14 protein-coding genes are annotated in these 14,897 nt (G+C 59.9%); 6 read left to right on the plus strand and 8 right to left on the minus strand.

The genetic code is table 11. From position 1 onward, the window contains the following. Positions 1 to 60: 60 nt before the first annotated feature. The gene (locus QRN50_RS11115; protein WP_060401028.1) at positions 61 to 801 is read right to left on the minus strand and encodes a phosphatase PAP2 family protein; all 741 of its coding nucleotides are present in this window, start codon (positions 799 to 801) and stop codon (positions 61 to 63) included. Between the two features lie 177 nt (positions 802 to 978). Here QRN50_RS11115 and colR point away from each other — a divergent pair, with 177 nt between their 5' ends. From colR to QRN50_RS11140, 5 genes are all read left to right on the plus strand, one after another. After that, a complete protein-coding gene (gene colR, locus QRN50_RS11120) occupies positions 979 to 1,662 on the plus strand; it encodes a two-component system response regulator ColR (RefSeq protein ID WP_060401027.1) in 684 nt (227 codons plus the stop codon). Beyond that, on the plus strand, positions 1,652 to 2,941 hold the full coding sequence (locus QRN50_RS11125) for a sensor histidine kinase (RefSeq protein ID WP_003413322.1): 1,290 nt from the start codon (positions 1,652 to 1,654) through the stop codon (positions 2,939 to 2,941). The genes colR and QRN50_RS11125 overlap by 11 nt, the downstream gene beginning before the upstream one ends. A gap of 200 nt (positions 2,942 to 3,141) precedes the next feature. After that, positions 3,142 to 3,822, plus strand: coding sequence for a class I SAM-dependent methyltransferase (locus QRN50_RS11130; protein WP_003405955.1), 681 nt, complete (start codon positions 3,142 to 3,144; stop codon positions 3,820 to 3,822). Between the two features lie 4 nt (positions 3,823 to 3,826). Then, complete coding sequence (locus QRN50_RS11135) at positions 3,827 to 4,549, plus strand: lipopolysaccharide kinase InaA family protein (protein WP_003405954.1); 723 nt, start codon at positions 3,827 to 3,829, stop codon at positions 4,547 to 4,549. Continuing rightward, entirely contained in the window at positions 4,546 to 4,773 is a 228-nt protein-coding gene (locus QRN50_RS11140) for a hypothetical protein (protein WP_011268826.1), read from the plus strand. Before QRN50_RS11135 ends, QRN50_RS11140 begins: the two co-directional genes overlap by 4 nt. 20 nt (positions 4,774 to 4,793) lie before the next feature. Here QRN50_RS11140 and QRN50_RS11145 read toward each other — a convergent pair whose 3' ends face one another. The 3 genes from QRN50_RS11145 to QRN50_RS11155 form a co-directional block, all read right to left on the minus strand. Further along, on the minus strand, positions 4,794 to 5,900 hold the full coding sequence (locus tag QRN50_RS11145) for a DUF1513 domain-containing protein (RefSeq protein ID WP_032654374.1): 1,107 nt from the start codon (positions 5,898 to 5,900) through the stop codon (positions 4,794 to 4,796). A gap of 16 nt (positions 5,901 to 5,916) precedes the next feature. Further along, on the minus strand, positions 5,917 to 6,981 hold the full coding sequence (locus tag QRN50_RS11150) for an imelysin family protein (RefSeq protein ID WP_024659791.1): 1,065 nt from the start codon (positions 6,979 to 6,981) through the stop codon (positions 5,917 to 5,919). Between the two features lie 61 nt (positions 6,982 to 7,042). Beyond that, positions 7,043 to 8,470, minus strand: a complete 1,428-nt coding sequence (locus tag QRN50_RS11155) for a di-heme oxidoreductase family protein (RefSeq protein WP_024640924.1) — start codon at positions 8,468 to 8,470, stop codon at positions 7,043 to 7,045. Positions 8,471 to 8,696: 226 nt separating this feature from the next. Here QRN50_RS11155 and QRN50_RS11160 point away from each other — a divergent pair, with 226 nt between their 5' ends. Beyond that, on the plus strand, positions 8,697 to 9,326 hold the full coding sequence (locus tag QRN50_RS11160) for a pyridoxamine 5'-phosphate oxidase family protein (protein WP_003405948.1): 630 nt from the start codon (positions 8,697 to 8,699) through the stop codon (positions 9,324 to 9,326). A gap of 130 nt (positions 9,327 to 9,456) precedes the next feature. On the opposite strand, the gene QRN50_RS11165 is transcribed toward QRN50_RS11160, so the two are convergent. The 4 genes from QRN50_RS11165 to QRN50_RS11180 all read right to left on the minus strand — a co-directional run bounded on the left by QRN50_RS11165 (position 9,457) and on the right by QRN50_RS11180 (position 14,826). Continuing rightward, the gene (locus QRN50_RS11165) at positions 9,457 to 10,815 is read right to left on the minus strand and encodes an imelysin family protein (RefSeq protein ID WP_060406350.1); all 1,359 of its coding nucleotides are present in this window, start codon (positions 10,813 to 10,815) and stop codon (positions 9,457 to 9,459) included. A 180-nt stretch (positions 10,816 to 10,995) separates the two neighbouring features. Further along, complete coding sequence (locus QRN50_RS11170; protein ID WP_024652474.1) at positions 10,996 to 13,047, minus strand: putative bifunctional diguanylate cyclase/phosphodiesterase; 2,052 nt, start codon at positions 13,045 to 13,047, stop codon at positions 10,996 to 10,998. A 403-nt stretch (positions 13,048 to 13,450) separates the two neighbouring features. Beyond that, the gene (gene sodB, locus QRN50_RS11175) at positions 13,451 to 14,032 is read right to left on the minus strand and encodes a superoxide dismutase [Fe] (protein ID WP_003405945.1); all 582 of its coding nucleotides are present in this window, start codon (positions 14,030 to 14,032) and stop codon (positions 13,451 to 13,453) included. A gap of 191 nt (positions 14,033 to 14,223) precedes the next feature. Continuing rightward, complete coding sequence (locus QRN50_RS11180; RefSeq protein ID WP_003405944.1) at positions 14,224 to 14,826, minus strand: LysE/ArgO family amino acid transporter; 603 nt, start codon at positions 14,824 to 14,826, stop codon at positions 14,224 to 14,226. Positions 14,827 to 14,897: the final 71 nt, after the last annotated feature.

The following is a 14,897-nucleotide window of genomic DNA, read 5'->3' on the forward strand; positions in this document are numbered from 1 at the left end:
ACACCCATAAAGAACCCCGCCTTGTGCGGGGTTTTTTATGGTCTTTGTGTGCCGGATCAATCAATGCGTCGGTTGTACCTTGCTGTTCTCGAGACCTTTGGGTTCGGGGCGGTAAAGCACGAAGTAATAAACCCCCAGACAGATCAGCCAGCAGAACACCGCCGTCCAGATGTTATGGGAAAAGAAGTGCGCACCTTGCAGCATCCGCCCGACAGAGAAGACCGTTCCCAGGCCAAACGCCAGAGCCAGCCCTATTTTCGCCATCCGTGGACGGCGGTCGCGAAGGGCGAAGAACAGTGCGAACAGGGTAAAGCCGGTCGCCGCATGACCGCCCGGCCAGCAGCGTCCCGGTTTATCGGTCGCAGGGCGTGGGCTCAGCAGTTCGCTGTAGGTTTCCTGACCACCGAATTCCTTCAGGCTCCAGGGGCATTGCACTGACGTCACCACTTTCACCGGGGTAACGAAGGCAGTTGAAAGCGCCATGGACAGCACCAGGCAACCCAGTTCTCTGCGCCACGGCATCAGCCGCTGTACCTTGAAGGATGCCGCAAAGCCGATCATCGCCAGTACGCCGAACAGCATGACCAATTGTTTGGCGCGGTCGTGGAGAACGTCTTCGAGAAAATAACTGTGCCTGCCGATGAACTGTCCGCTGACCGGATCGAAGGCCAGTTTGGCGATGTCCATGTCCAGCGAAGTCAGTTCAAGCAGCATGAGGGTCAGCGCTACGGCGACAGGGATACCCAGGTAAATCCACGGGTTGATCGAACGGGAGTAGGGTGGGGCGACGGTTTTCGACATATCGAATCCAGATCTTTGAAGGGCATGCCGCGATTATTGTGTGCGACGGTTCGTCTCAAAGTGTGTCATGAGCCTTATGAATCATAGGTGAAAAAATCGTCATGCCATTTCGGCGCTGGCCCTCACGCCCACTTCGTCTTAAGCTGCGCCAGCCCAAACTGCATATGAGAGTGCTTTATGCGAATTCTTCTGGTTGAAGACAACCGCGACATCCTGGCGAACATGGCCGATTACCTGGGCATGAAAGGCTATACCGTCGATTGCGCCCAGGATGGCCTCTCAGGACTGCATCTGGCAGCCACCGAGCACTACGACCTGATCGTCCTCGACATCATGCTGCCCGGTATCGACGGCTACACCTTGTGCAAGCGCCTGCGCGAAGATGCCCGGCGTGATACGCCGGTCATCATGCTCACCGCCCGCGATCAACTGGACGACCGTCTGCAGGGTTTCCGCTCCGGTGCCGACGACTACCTGCTCAAGCCGTTTGCCCTGTCTGAACTGGCCGCGCGGATCGAAGCGGTATTGCGTCGTGCCCAAGGCGGCGGGCGGCGTACCTTGCAGGTGGCCGATCTGGTCTACGACCTCGACACCCTTGAAGTGACGCGTGAGGGGCGCATGCTCAAGCTCAACCCGGTCGGGCTCAAGCTGCTCGCCGTCCTGATGCAGAAAAGCCCGCATGTGCTGCGTCGCGAGATTCTCGAAGAAGCGCTGTGGGGCGATGACTGCCCGGACAGCGACAGCCTGCGCAGCCATGTGCATCAGTTGCGTCAGGTGATCGACAAACCGTTTGGCAAACCGCTGTTGCACACCGTGCATGGCGTGGGCTATCGCTTGGCCGAGGGCCGGGATGGAGTTTAAACAGAGTCTTGCGCAACGGATCATCATTGCCTTCGCATTGATGAGTGCACTGGTCGCCGGGTCGTTCGCCATCGGGATCATCTCCACCGTCCACCTGGTCGAAGAAAAGCTGATTTCCGCCGGCCTCGGTGGTGACCTCAACCGTCTGATGCTGATGGACAGCGTCAGCGACTGGAGCCACCGGCCCAAGCCCGACCAGTTGTTCTATTTCACCAATGGTCCGGGCGACTTCGACCTGCCCAAGGATATTCGTCACCTTGAGCCAGGTTTCCATGAGGTGTTCCGTGGGCCGTTGTCCTACCACGCCATGATCGAGGTGGTGGACGGCCGGCATTACGCCCTGTTGCAGGATCAGAGCGATTTTGAAGAGCGTGAGCGGGTGCTGTTCGCCGTCGTGCTGGTCGGTTTCGTTCTGGCCCTGGCGCTGGCGGTGTTTCTGGGTTGGGTGCTGGCGCGCCGGGTCATGGCACCTGTGGTGCGTCTGGCCCGGCAGGTTCGCCACCGTGATCAGTTGCTCGGACTGGCACCGCCACTGGCGCCCGACTACGCCGCTGACGAAGTCGGCGAGTTGGCGGTGGCCTTCGATGCAACATTGGGCCGTTTGCGGCAGGCGCTGATTCGCGAGCGTATGTTTACCAGTGACGTGAGCCATGAACTGCGTACGCCGTTGATGGTGCTGGCCAGCTCTTGTGAGCTGCTGCTGGAAAACCCTGCGCTTGATTTGCGCGGCCGTCGACAGGTCGAGCGTATCGGCCGTGCCTGCGAAGAAATGCGCGATCTGGTGCAAACCTTTCTGATGCTCGCTCGCACCCAGCGCGAGGACCCGGCCATGACGCCCAAGGCCACGCTGGTCGGGGTGGCCGAACAATTGATCTCCCAGTGGCGTGACCCGATAGAGAGCAAGGGGCTGCAGTTGACCTACACGCCACCGGCCGATGACCAGTTGTCCGATATTCGTTACAACGCGACCTTCCTGCATGCCGTGATGGGCAACTTGCTGCGCAATGCCCTGCACTACACCGATCACGGATTCATAGCGCTGACCCTGCACGCCGAAAGCTTCACCGTGGAAGACAGTGGCGTGGGTATTCCCGAGGAGAAGCGCGAGGCGATGTTCGAGCCTTTCGTACGCGGCAACGAGCAGCGCGGAGAAGGCCTGGGCCTCGGGCTGTCACTGGTGCAGCGCATTTGTACCAACCAGGGATGGAGCGTCGATCTCACCCCTATGGAACCTCATGGTTGCCGGTTCAAGGTAACGCTCAACGTGATCAAACCCTGACCTTTCTCCCGAGTAGACCGGCCTCACTGTGTAGCGGCCAATTGACTGCACTTCGTCGATTGGCCACACACGGCCTCTAACTCTCTGTAAAATCTCGAAACACCTGACGTTAAAAGGTAACATTTTTTTCACATTCAGATGACCTGACGGTGACGGCGGTGCCTTTAGTTTGGCCCCCATCAACATCAGGAGCTGCTCTCATGAGCGATCGCATCGAACTCGAGTTTTCCCGAAAGTACGACAAGACACACGCCCGCCAGTACCTGGAAAAGCATCAGGACGGTATCTGGCGCAAGCTGTCGCATCATCGCGATGAACAGTTGGCGAGAAAGGCGCTGCACATGGCCGGAGACCCGGGCCTGGTGCTGGACCTGCCTTGTGGTGCCGGACGCTTCTGGCCATTGTTGGCCGAGAAGCCGAACCGCTCGATCATCGGTGCCGATAACTCCGCAGACATGCTCAGTACCGCCTGTGCCTCGCAGCCGGCAGACGTTGTAAAACGGGTACAACCTTTGCAGACATCTGCCTTTGCCATCGACCTGCCGGATAACGCAGTAGACAGCATTTTCTGCATGCGCTTGTTGCACCATGTCGGTCAGTCCAGCGACCGGATGGCTCTATTGCGCGAGTTTCAGCGCGTGACCCGTGACAGTGTGATCGTCTCCCTCTGGGTTGATGGCAATTTCAAGGCATGGAAGCGTGCGCGCCTGGAGAACAAGCGCCAGCAAAAAACCGGGCGGGAAAGTTACCAGAATCGTTTTGTGTTACCTGTTGTTACCGCAGAAACCGAATTTGAGCAGGCAGGATTTCGCATTCAGAACCGAATGGATTTCCTGCCCATGTACGCCATGTGGCGAGTCTATGTCCTACGTAAAAGGTAAAAAGATGGGTTTGCAGTCCGTGAAAGAACCAGTTGTGAACCCGATCCAGAATGAGTTCGATCAGTTCTGGAGCCAGCGTGGCGAATGGGTTGAAGAACCCAATGTGCGTCGCGGTGGCGAAAGTGGTGTGCAGCGGCTGGTCATGGACGATGGGCAGACCCTTTATGCCAAGCGTCAGACAGGTCATATCTACCGCAGCCTGCTGCACCCGTTGGGCCGCCCCACCGTACTGCGCGAGCGCGAGGCGCTTGAAGGCCTGCGCAAGCTTGGCGTCGTCGTCCCCGAAGTGGTGTTTTGCGGTGCTGAACGGGGTGAGGACAACGCCTGGAGGGCATTGCTGGTCACCGTGGCGCTGGAAGGCTTCGAGGAAATTGAAAAGTGGCAGGCTGCCGGAGGGCGCGAGCGCCATGGCGAGCTGTTCTATGAGCGGGTGCTCAAGGAAGTGGCAGCCACGCTGGCGCGCATGCACCTGGGGCGCTGGCAGCACAGCTGTCTGTACATCAAGCACATTTTCGTGCGCGTGACAGGGGAAGGGCCGGACGCCAATGTCGAGGTCGCCTTGCTCGATCTCGAGAAGGGCCGTCGTCGCCTTACCGCTCAAGGCGCAGCCCAGCATGATATGAAACAGCTACGACGCCATTCGTCATTCAGCGCTGCAGACTGGCAGAAGTTGATCTACTTTTATCAGGCAGCGTTTGGCAGCTCTATCAAAGGTTTAGAGTCATGAAGCTAGAAATGGCAAGAGGTTTGTTTATCTTCGGTGCACTGGCAGTTGCCACCGTCGCCGTGGCGGCGCTTGAACAACCGTCTACTCGCATCCTCACCACGCAGCACGGCGAGGGCCATTGCCCGATGCCACGCGTGGCGAAGAATCTGGTGAACGTGCAGCCGGACCACGACCTGTTGCTGTTCATGTACAGCCTGGCGCAGGGCACCGGGGTCAAAAACTGAAGCCCTTGCAGGCCCTGTACCTAACCCACCTGAGCCAGATGAAGATGGTTGTCCCACAACCCGGCTGGCAGGTCCAATGGCCGAGCCAGCAGTTGCGCCTTGCGACAGTCATAGAAGCGGCAGCGTCCCTGGCCTGAGGTCACGACAAAGCCGTCGGCGACAGCCCCCACTCCCGCACAGTCCGGCAGCGGCGCATCCAGTTTCAATGCGCCACTGTCCAGGTCCCAGATGAAGAAGCGATTGCCGCGTGGCGCCGTCAGGGCCACCAGTCGCAGGTCACTGTGTACTGCGACGCTGGCGGTGTAGTGGGCCATCGCGCGCAATTGCTCCTCTGCTACCGGAAACGCCTGGAATGGCTGGCCTGGACGCTTGATGGCCAGCAGTTCGGCCAACTCGTGGCTGTCGCCCATGAACTGCTGACCCGCAACGATGGTGCCATCGCTGGCAATACCCATGTGGCGCACGCTGTTCATCTGCTGGGAAAGCGCTTCCTTGCTGAGTAACGTACCGTCACGCTGCATGATGACCAGGCTGGGTTGCATGGCATCGAGGTTCATCTCTACCCGGCTTTCCGCCTCGGTGCGAATGCCACCATTGGCGACCACCAGCGTTTCACCGTCCGGCATCCAGGAGACCTGATGCGGACCGATGCCATGCGTGGAAATTTCAGCCGAGTGCACCAGTCGCTCGCCGACGAAGCGGTAGACGCCCAATAAACCGCGGCCTGGATCGCGGGTGTCGTTTTCCGTCGCATACAGCCATTCGCCGTCGCGATGAATCACGGCATGGCCGTAGAAGTGGCGGTCAGGCTGCGAAACGATGGTTTGCAGCAAGCGGCCATCGCGCAGGTCGATCAGGTAGCTTTCAGTACCTGGGCGACGGGCGATAAACACTGCGAGTGGCAGGTCGGGATGATTGATGATGTCGTGGCAGCGCTGGCCCACCCGGGTGGCGAATACCTGCGTTCCGTCGAGCTTGAAACCCACCGCGTAGTGCTTGCCGTCGCCATCGTCGCGAGCGGAAAGCAACAAGGGGCGTGTGTCCTTTTGCCTGAACAGGGTCCAGCCACCCAGCGTGCAGGCGCTGAGCAGAAGACTGCCGAGCGCCATGGCCTGACGTCGCAACATCACATGTACCTCTTGATCAATCGCCGTCGTTGGCGTTGAAGCCCAACTGAATGCCGAGGGCCTTGGCCAGCTCGCCTTCGTGCAGGCGGTGCACGGCGTTCAGGCTGTCGTAAAACGCATTGAGTTGCTGGCGTCCTGCATCCGTGGCCAGCAGGTCGGCCAGTGGCGGCTTGAGCTCCGACAGCAATTTGCGGCTGTTAGCGTAGGCGGCATCGATTTTGTCGGCCAGCGGTTTCTGCTCGGCGGGCAGCAGGCCGCGCAAGCCCTTGTTGTCGACACCGGTCCACACCGTCTCGGCGCTGATCAGGCTGGCTTCCAGGCTGCTGAGCGACGACTTGCTGCGCCACGCATCTGCCTGGAAGGGCTGCGGTTGCCCCTTGCTCTGACGACCCAGTGGCGTGCCGAGCTTTTTCTTCAGGCTGTCGAGGGCGGTGACCTGAACCCGCAGCAATTCGGCGATGGCTTCATGAGAGTCGGCGTAGCGCTGATTGGGGAACTTGCTCAATTGCGCGAGCATGCCGTCGGTGCTGTTCCAGCTGTTGAGGATTTCTTCAGCCAGTTGTTTCTGGCGTTCACCGATGGCCATCAGCAGCGGGCAGTAGCGTGCTTTCTGCTCGGCATTGGCCATGTCGATGTCGGCGTCGAAGAGGATGTATTCGTAGGCGGACAAACCCTGCACCACGACACTGGCCTTGGACAGTTCCTGAGCGGTGATCTGCGGCTGTGCAGTCACCAGTTGCTCGACCTGACGGCCCACCAGGTTCTTCTTGTCTGGCCAGAACTGTATTTGCCAGGCGCGATTGCCTTCGGCCAGAGGGCCGATCAACAGTGGTTGCAACTCGGCCCAGGTCTTCTGTGCTTTCAGAAAGTCGGCGCGGGCGCTGGCCAGATCAGTCTTGCCCTGGCAGAACGCCAATGCGCTGGCTGCCAACTGACGATCAGCCTCTACCCAGCGGCTGTAGGTCGGCAGGATGACCTGTTTGGCAATCGCTGCGGACGTCACCGCCTGAGGGTCGGATGGCGAGCAGGCACCCAAGGCAAGCGCCGCAAGGCTGGTCAGCAACAACTTGGGTCGGAACATGTCCGGCTCCTTATTTCTTAAAGGAAGGTGTTTGAACAGGAAGATTCTGCAAAGGGCGCAATCATAACGAATTCAGGAAGGCCAACAGCGCTTCACGTTGCTGGGCGTCAAAAGCCAGAACCTGGCGCTGCGCCGCTTGCGCTTCGCCGCCGTGCCACAGTATCGCCTCAAGCACATTGCGCGCGCGACCGTCATGCAACAGTTGCGTGTGTCCGCTTACGGTGCCGGTCAGGCCCAGCCCCCACAAGGGCGGGGTGCGCCACTCACTTCCGCTGGCCTGGAATTCGGTACGGTTATCGGCCAGCCCTTCGCCCATGTCGTGCAGCAGCAGGTCGCTGTACGGACGAATTTCCTGATTGGCCAACTCGGGTTCGGCGGCGTCGCTACGGGTTTTGAAAGAAGGGGTGTGGCATTGCTGGCAGCCCGCCTGGAAAAACAGGTTCTTGCCTGCCAGCACCTGCGGGTCGTCGACCTTGCGGCGCGCCGGAACAGCCAGGTTGCGGGTGTAGAACTCCACCAGGCGCAGGATGTTGTCGCTGACTTCCGGTTCGCCATCCGGGCCATTGCCATTGGGCGCAGCCAGGCAATCGGTCTGGGCCGGTGTGCAATCATCGAAAGGCCGCAGGCTGGTGGTCAGCCCCATGTCGCCGGAAAAGGCGTGCACGTTCTGCTGGTTGAGATTGGGCTGGCCGGCTTTCCAGCCAAACCGGCCCATCACCACTTTTTGCCGAGCATCGTCCCAGACCCAGTTGGGACGTCCCGAGATGCCATCGGCGTTCTTGTCATCGGGGTCGGCATTGGCAAGGATGGCGTCATCGGCAATCGCCTCGAGCAAGCCCAGGCCGATCATTGGCGGGGCCACGCGAGCCGAGATGTGAGTATCGGGGTGCATGGGGCCATAGCCCAACTGGGTGATCCTGAGGGTCGGCTGGCGCAGCTCGACTGACGTGCCATCGCGAAACTCGACCGTCAGCGCATCGTACTCGACCCGCACCTTGCCCTCGGGCGTTACGCCGGGGTTCGACATGTCCTGCAATTGCCCGCCGTAGACCGGTTCGGGCAGCACGCCGTTGCGTTTTATAAGGTCGGCATAGGCCGGGTCATCGGGAATCGACAGCCTGACCAGCATGGACACGGCATTGCTGTCGCCAGCCTCCGGCGGATGACCGCGACCGTCCTTGATGTGGCAGTTCTGGCAGGCATTGGTGTTGAACAGCGGGCCAAGCCCATCGCGAGCCGTGGTGGTCGATGGCGCAATCACCCACGGGCTGCGGAAGAAGCTGTTGCCGACGCTGAAGTCCAGCCGCCGCACGGGGGCCAGATTGGCCGAGGGCATCGAGAAAGCGTTCTGGTCGCTCTTCCTGACGGTGGCGCTGCCACCCGACAAGGCTTCTCCCGGCTCGGCATGCGTGAAACGCGGGGCGTCATCGCATGCGCTCAGGACCAGGGTCGTGAGCAAGGCAAGTGATAGACGGAGCCGCGTACTCATAGACATCCTGCAACGGGGCGAAAAATCGGGGCGTGCAAGCTTATCAGCCTCGTGCGGTTTGAATAAGAGGGATTATCGTTTGCGACGTGTTGTGCAATGTGATGTTACGAATCTTTGAGGCTGGTCGGGTCCTGATGTTTTTGCCTATGCTGCGCAGGCTGCTTCATACGATCAGTCACATGACGCTGGCAGCATTCATACACCAACGGCCAGCAGAGATTATCCAATGAATAACCCGGACAACAGCGCGTTCGTGACCACCCTCCAGGCACTGGAAGCGATCTATGGCCCGATCGCACCTCCTTCGCTCATCAAGGAAGTTGACCACATTCATGAGGTCTACCGGCCTTTCATCGAGCAGGCACCGTTTGCCGTGCTTGCCTCTGCCGGGCCTGACGGGCTCGATGCTTCTCCACGTGGCGATCAGGCGGGTCTGGTGCATATCGAGGACAGCAAGACGCTTTATCTGCCTGACCGACGCGGCAACAACCGCATCGATACGCTGCGCAACATCGTCAACGATCCGCGCGTTGCGCTGTTGTTTCTCATACCCGGCGTGGGTGAAACCCTGCGCGTCAACGGAACCGCTCAGATATCGGTTGAGCCCGAGTTGCTCTCGCGTTTTGCAGTGAAGGGCCAGTTGCCCAGGTCAGTGCTGCGCATTTCAGTGACCAGCGTGTATTTCCAGTGCAGCAGGGCGACCATCCGGTCCGGTTTGTGGGACCCGGCGAAGCACATCGAACGCAGCGCGCTACCCACTGCCGGGCAGATCCTCAAGGCGGTTTCGGCGGAGCAGATCGACGGTGACGCCTACGACAAGGCGTTGCCGGGGCGTATTGCGGATACGTTGTATTGATGCCTGGGAGTCCCCCCATGTCGCAGGTCAACGCGCACGGCAGTTGCAAACGATGCCTGTCAATCAGACACAAAAAATGCCGGTCAGCGAACTGACCGGCATTGATCGTTACTGCAACAAACGCGGTTGATCAGAACTCGTGATCGGCGTTGTCCGGGTTCAGGTCGGTGATGCCCAGCTTGCCAGCCGCCTGCTCGATAGCGCCTGTCTGTTTGACCAGCGCGGCGATGGCGTCACGCACCACCTGATTGCCGGCCGTGTTGCCGGCAGCAATCAACTGGTCGAAATGCTCGCCCTTGTTCGCGTGATCGACGATGACCTGCAACTTGGCCTGAGTGTCATCCAGGTCAGCGCGCAAGGTGGCGTCGGTGGCCGGGTCTGCCTTGGCGACCAGAGACGAAAGGCTCGGGCCGCTGACCTTGCTGCCGTCGGTGCGGGTGTACTCGCCCAGGTAAACGTTGCGAATGCCCTTGCCGTTGTAGAAGTGCGAGTTGTGCGTGTTGTCGCTGAAGCAGTCGTGTTCGTCTTCGCTGGAGTTGGCTTCCAGCGCGACTTTCATGCGCTCGCCCGCCAGTTCACCCAGCGACAGGCTGCCCATGCCGAAGAGCATTTTGCGCAGACCGCTTTCGCCGGATTCGGCTTCCAGCGTGGCGCGGTAGTTGTCGGGCACGCCGGCCTTCCAGTTACCGGACATTTCTTCAAGGTCGCTGACCAGCAGGTCGGTGACGGCCTTGAGGTAGGCGCGGCGGCGATCATTGTGGCCGCCGGTTGCGCCAGCCCCCTCCAGGTAATCGCTGGCCGGACGTGCGCCGGCGCCAGGGCCGGTGCCGTTCAGGTCCTGGCCCCAGAGCAGGAATTCGATGGCGTGGTAGCCGGTGGCGACGTTGGCCTCGGAACCGCCCAGCTCGTTCAGGCTGGCGAGTTTTTCGGAGGTGATTTCCTTTACGTCGACCTTGTCTTCGCCGACCTGAATCTCGGTGTTGGCGATGATGTTGGCAGTGGCGCCCGGGTTGCCCAGTGCGTGTTGATAATCCTTGGCCACATAGTCGATCAGGCCTTCGTCCAGGGGCCAGGCGTTAACCTGTCCTTCCCAGTCATCGATGATGGTGTTACCGAAGCGGAAGACTTCGCTCTGCATGTAAGGCACACGCGCAGCGATCCACGCCTCACGGGCAGCTTTCAGGGTTTCATCGTTGGGCTTGGCCAGAAATGCGTCGACGGCAGTGCTGAGTTTTTTCGCGCCGGCCTCGGCATCGTCGAACACGGCAGACACCATGTTGGTGTAGTTCGCGACCACAGCCTTGGCCGCCGCGTCGTCAGTCTGGGCAGCGGCTGCCGGAGCAGGGGCCGCAGGCGTCACAGCCGGCGTCGCCGGAGCAGCGGCTGGCGCGGGTGCCGGGGCGGCAGCCTTGTCCTTGCCTTCGCCACAACCGGCGAGAGAGATAGCGATGGCCAACAGACTAGCGGTTGCCAGAGGCATACGAATCATGACTGAATCCTGCGTCGATAAAGGTGATGGCGGGCGGGCGCCCATAAAATCTGCGACATAATGCGAAAGATTTGCATTCGATGTAAAGGCAAAACGCCTGTGGGGGCGTGTTCAGGCATTCGGCAGGTTGTAACAGTCGGTTTCAAGATGACGTGAATGGCCGGGAGCATGCAAATCGGCTCACAGACTGGCGGCGTGGTCCTGACGCGACTGCTTGAGGTAAGCCAGCAGTTCGCGACCCGGCAGCGGCTTGCTGTACAGATAGCCCTGGCCTTCGTGACAGCCCTCGGTCACGACATAGGCCTCCTGCTCGACGGTCTCCACGCCTTCGGCAATCACTTGCATGCCCAGGCTCTTGCCCAGCTGGATAATGGCTCGCACGATAGTAGCGTCATCGTCGTCATCGATCAGGTCCTGCACGAAGCTGCGGTCAATCTTGATCTTGTCCAGCGGCAGGCTTTTCAGGTAACTCAGCGATGAGTAGCCGGTGCCGAAGTCATCGATGGCAATCAAGGCGCCGGAGCGTCGCAAGCTCAACAGGTGCTGGGCGGCGGTGTTGATATCTTCCATCAGCCCGGTTTCGGTCACTTCCAGTTCCAGGCTGCGCGGTGGCAAGCGATAGATCTGCAGCAGGTTGTTGACCACGCGGGGCAGTTCCGCGTGATGCAGCTGCACGGTCGACAGGTTGACGGCCATGCGCAAATCGGTGAACCCCTGATCGAGCCATTCGCGCAGCTGACGGCAGGCCTGATCCAGCACCCACTCTCCGATGACGATGATCGTGCCGTTCTGTTCGGCCAGCGGGATGAATACGTCCGGCGGCACCAGACCATGCTCCGGATGCTGCCAGCGGATCAGTGCTTCCACTCCGACGATACGGTGATCGCGATAGCTGATCTGCGGTTGATAGACCAGATATAACTGATTGCGTGGCAGGGCTTCGCGCAGGTCTTTTTCGAGCTCGCGGCGGCGGCGCATTTCGCTGTCCACGCTGGCGATGTAGAACTGATACCGGTTACGCGAGCGGGCTTTGGCCAGCGTCATGGTCTGTTCGGCTTTTTGCAGCAGTTTTTCGGTGCTGTCGCCGTCTTCGGGAAACAGCGTGATGCCGATGGTTGCCCGCAGTCGAATCTGCTGGTCACCGACAATGAACGGTGCCTCCAGCTCATCGAGAATATTCTGCGCCAGCTCTGCTGCCTCGTAGGGCTGTTCGATGTTGGACTGAACCAGCGCGAACTGGTCGCCGCCCAGGCGCGCCAGTGCGCCGAGCAGTACGCTGTGCGCGCGCAGGCGGTCAGCGAGTGCGAGCAGTAATTGATCGCCGGACTGGTAGCTGAACTGTTCGTTGATGCCCTTGAAGTCATCCAGACCCACGCAAAGAACCGCCACTCTGTGTTGCTGGCGCCCCGCATCCTCCAGAATCCTGTCCAGCCCGGTCTGCAACTGAAGTCGATTGGGCAGACCGGTGAGGAAATCGTATTGCGCCATGCGCTGCAGATTGTTCTCGGCCTCATGGCGCAGATAAGTGTGGCGCTCGATGGAGGCCAGCAACTGGTTGGCGGTGTTGACCCAGATCCCCAGTTCGTTTTTCTCGTGGCCTTTGAGCAACGGCAATTGGTGTTCGCTGGGGCGGTCGGGGTTGATCGCGATCAGGTGTTCGATGATCTTTGACAGCGGCTTGGTCAGCAGCCAGTGATAGACCAGATACAGCACCAGCCCCATTGCCAGCGCACGCAGCACGCCGGCGACAAAGATGATGCCGGCATTGACCAGAAAGCTTTCGCCGTAATTGGCGGTGTCGAGAGTGATGCGCAGGTCGCCGTAATACTCGCTGTAGGGGCTGCGGCCTACCAGTTGAGTGGTGAAGCTGCGCTCCTGGCCGAGGATGAGGTCTGTCAGCCACCGGGTGGGGGAGTCTTTCAGCGGCCGGTCTTTCTCGGCGAGCAGGCTTTCATTGGGGTGGCCTATGGACGCCATGCGTACCGAGTCATCCTGGAACAGGCCTTCGATGACTTGCATGCCCATCTCGCGGTCCAGGCTGTAGACGGCCTGTGTCGAAGGATCGCGGAACATGCCGAGAATTCGCTCGGCATCGCTCGCCACAGCCTGACGTGTCTTGTAGGCGTCGAAGATGATTTGCGCACAGCTGAGCAGGACGCCCACCAGAAGCGCCGAAAGCAGCACAACGCGCAGCAGCTTTACCGACAGGCTGTTCTTGAGTTCCAGCTTCAATGGCCGTTCCTTAGTTCGTGTCGGAGGGCATATCGCCTCATGACCCTCGAAAAACCAGGCCCGCACGCCGTGACCTTGTCACAACCGGTACGCCTGGCTGATCTTCGCGTTCCTTGCACCTGCTGGCCAAAGCCACCTCAATGCGTCGGGTGGCCAGTTAGGTAACCTGAGCAGAACACTGTAAAGAATTACGTCATAGAGAATTACGTTGTGGCACGAGTCAGCTAGCGTTTTCTGACAATACACAAAGTACGAGCGGCAGGCGAAAAAAGATTTGCGATTCGCCTGACTGGCAGGCGGGTGTTCGACGCCGTCTGTGAAACAGGCATCGGGTGAGCGGCCTTTACCGGCCGGAAAACATAAAAAACCCGACGCTAGGCCGGGTTTTTCGATGACGCTGGACTCAGGAGGCGAATTGCTTGGCCACGAAGTCCCAGTTCACCAGATTCCAGAACGCTTCCACGTACTTCGGACGCAGGTTGCGGTAGTCGATGTAGTAGGCGTGTTCCCAGACATCGCAGGTCAGCAGCGGGGTGTCGCCGCTGGTCAACGGGTTGCCGGCACCGATGGTGCTGGCCAGTGCCAGGGAGCCGTCAGCCTTCTTCACCAGCCAGCCCCAGCCGGAGCCGAAAGTGCCGATGGAAGTCTTGCTGAACTCTTCCTTGAACTTGTCAAAGGAACCGAACGCCTTGTTGATGGCTTCGGCCAGAGCGCCGGTAGGCTCGCCGCCAGCGTTAGGGGCCAGGCAGTTCCAGTAGAACGTGTGGTTCCAGACCTGAGCGGCGTTGTTGAAGATACCGCCCGAGGAGGTCTTGATGATCTCTTCCAGGGTCTTGCCTTCGAACTCGGTGCCAGGCACCAGGTTGTTCAGGTTCACGACGTAGGTGTTGTGGTGCTTGTCGTGGTGATATTCCAGAGTCTCCGCAGAAATGTGCGGCACCAGAGCGTCTTTGGCGTAGGGCAGTGGCGGCAATTCAAAAGCCATGGTTTATCTCCTTTCAGGTCAATTGCGGTAGTCGCAGGGCCGATCACGGGCGGCCAGATACAGCATGCACCGGGAGTTTTACTCTTTTGCGGCGCAGACCCCGGACTATAGCACCGGGCCTGCGGCTTAACCACGCAACAACTGTGTGGGATAGAGGTTCCCGCGCTGTTGCTTCAACGGACATGAAACCTTCAGGCCGAACGGATCAATTGCCACGCCACACTGAACATCATGACCGCCACCATCACATCCAGCAGACGCCATGTGGCAGGGCGGGCCAGCCAGGGAGCGAGCCAGGCCGCGCCGATGGCGAGGCAGGAAAACCACAGCAACGAAGCGCTCGCGGCGCCTGCTACATAGGCGCCCGGCACACTCTGTTGTGCCCCGAGCGAGCCGATCAGTAGTACGGTGTCCAGGTACACATGCGGGTTGAGCAAGGTCACGGCCAATGCGCTGAGCAGTACCGTGCGGCGCGATCTTTTGCCAGCCGCGGCACCGTGTTCGAGGCTCTGCTTCGAGCATGCCCGGCGCAGTGCCTGCACGCCATACCAACTGAGGAATAGCACACCGCCCCAGCGCGCCACCGCCAGCAGGGTCGGGTTTTGCGCCAGCACATTGGCCAGACCGAACACCCCGGCGGCGACCAGAATGGCATCGCAGATAATGCAGAGCATCGCGACTGACACGTGGTGTTCACGGCGCAGCCCCTGAGCCAGTACGAATGCGTTTTGCGAGCCAATGGCCATGATCAGGCCAGCGGCGATCAGCAATCCGTTGAAGTAGCTTTGCCACATAAATACGTTCCCATCGAGCAGATTCAGGTGGCGACTTTCAATGTTGAAGCGATATAAGTAAAACCAATAAT

Source organism: Pseudomonas sp. MEJ108 (assembly GCF_030208985.1).
In the GTDB taxonomy this organism is placed as follows: domain Bacteria; phylum Pseudomonadota; class Gammaproteobacteria; order Pseudomonadales; family Pseudomonadaceae; genus Aquipseudomonas; species Aquipseudomonas fragariae.

Bases quoted from the DNA above. Each gene is read 5' to 3' on its own strand.
- QRN50_RS11115 (WP_060401028.1), bottom strand. From the start codon at position 801: ATGTCGAAAACCGTCGCCCCACCCTACTCCCGTTCGATCAACCCGTGG.
- colR (WP_060401027.1), top strand. From the start codon at position 979: ATGCGAATTCTTCTGGTTGAAGACAACCGCGACATCCTGGCGAACATG.
- QRN50_RS11125 (WP_003413322.1), top strand. From the start codon at position 1,652: ATGGAGTTTAAACAGAGTCTTGCGCAACGGATCATCATTGCCTTCGCA.
- QRN50_RS11130 (WP_003405955.1), top strand. From the start codon at position 3,142: ATGAGCGATCGCATCGAACTCGAGTTTTCCCGAAAGTACGACAAGACA.
- QRN50_RS11135 (WP_003405954.1), top strand. From the start codon at position 3,827: ATGGGTTTGCAGTCCGTGAAAGAACCAGTTGTGAACCCGATCCAGAAT.
- QRN50_RS11140 (WP_011268826.1), top strand. From the start codon at position 4,546: ATGAAGCTAGAAATGGCAAGAGGTTTGTTTATCTTCGGTGCACTGGCA.
- QRN50_RS11145 (WP_032654374.1), bottom strand. From the start codon at position 5,900: ATGTTGCGACGTCAGGCCATGGCGCTCGGCAGTCTTCTGCTCAGCGCC.
- QRN50_RS11150 (WP_024659791.1), bottom strand. From the start codon at position 6,981: ATGTTCCGACCCAAGTTGTTGCTGACCAGCCTTGCGGCGCTTGCCTTG.
- QRN50_RS11155 (WP_024640924.1), bottom strand. From the start codon at position 8,470: ATGAGTACGCGGCTCCGTCTATCACTTGCCTTGCTCACGACCCTGGTC.
- QRN50_RS11160 (WP_003405948.1), top strand. From the start codon at position 8,697: ATGAATAACCCGGACAACAGCGCGTTCGTGACCACCCTCCAGGCACTG.
- QRN50_RS11165 (WP_060406350.1), bottom strand. From the start codon at position 10,815: ATGATTCGTATGCCTCTGGCAACCGCTAGTCTGTTGGCCATCGCTATC.
- sodB (WP_003405945.1), bottom strand. From the start codon at position 14,032: ATGGCTTTTGAATTGCCGCCACTGCCCTACGCCAAAGACGCTCTGGTG.
- QRN50_RS11180 (WP_003405944.1), bottom strand. From the start codon at position 14,826: ATGTGGCAAAGCTACTTCAACGGATTGCTGATCGCCGCTGGCCTGATC.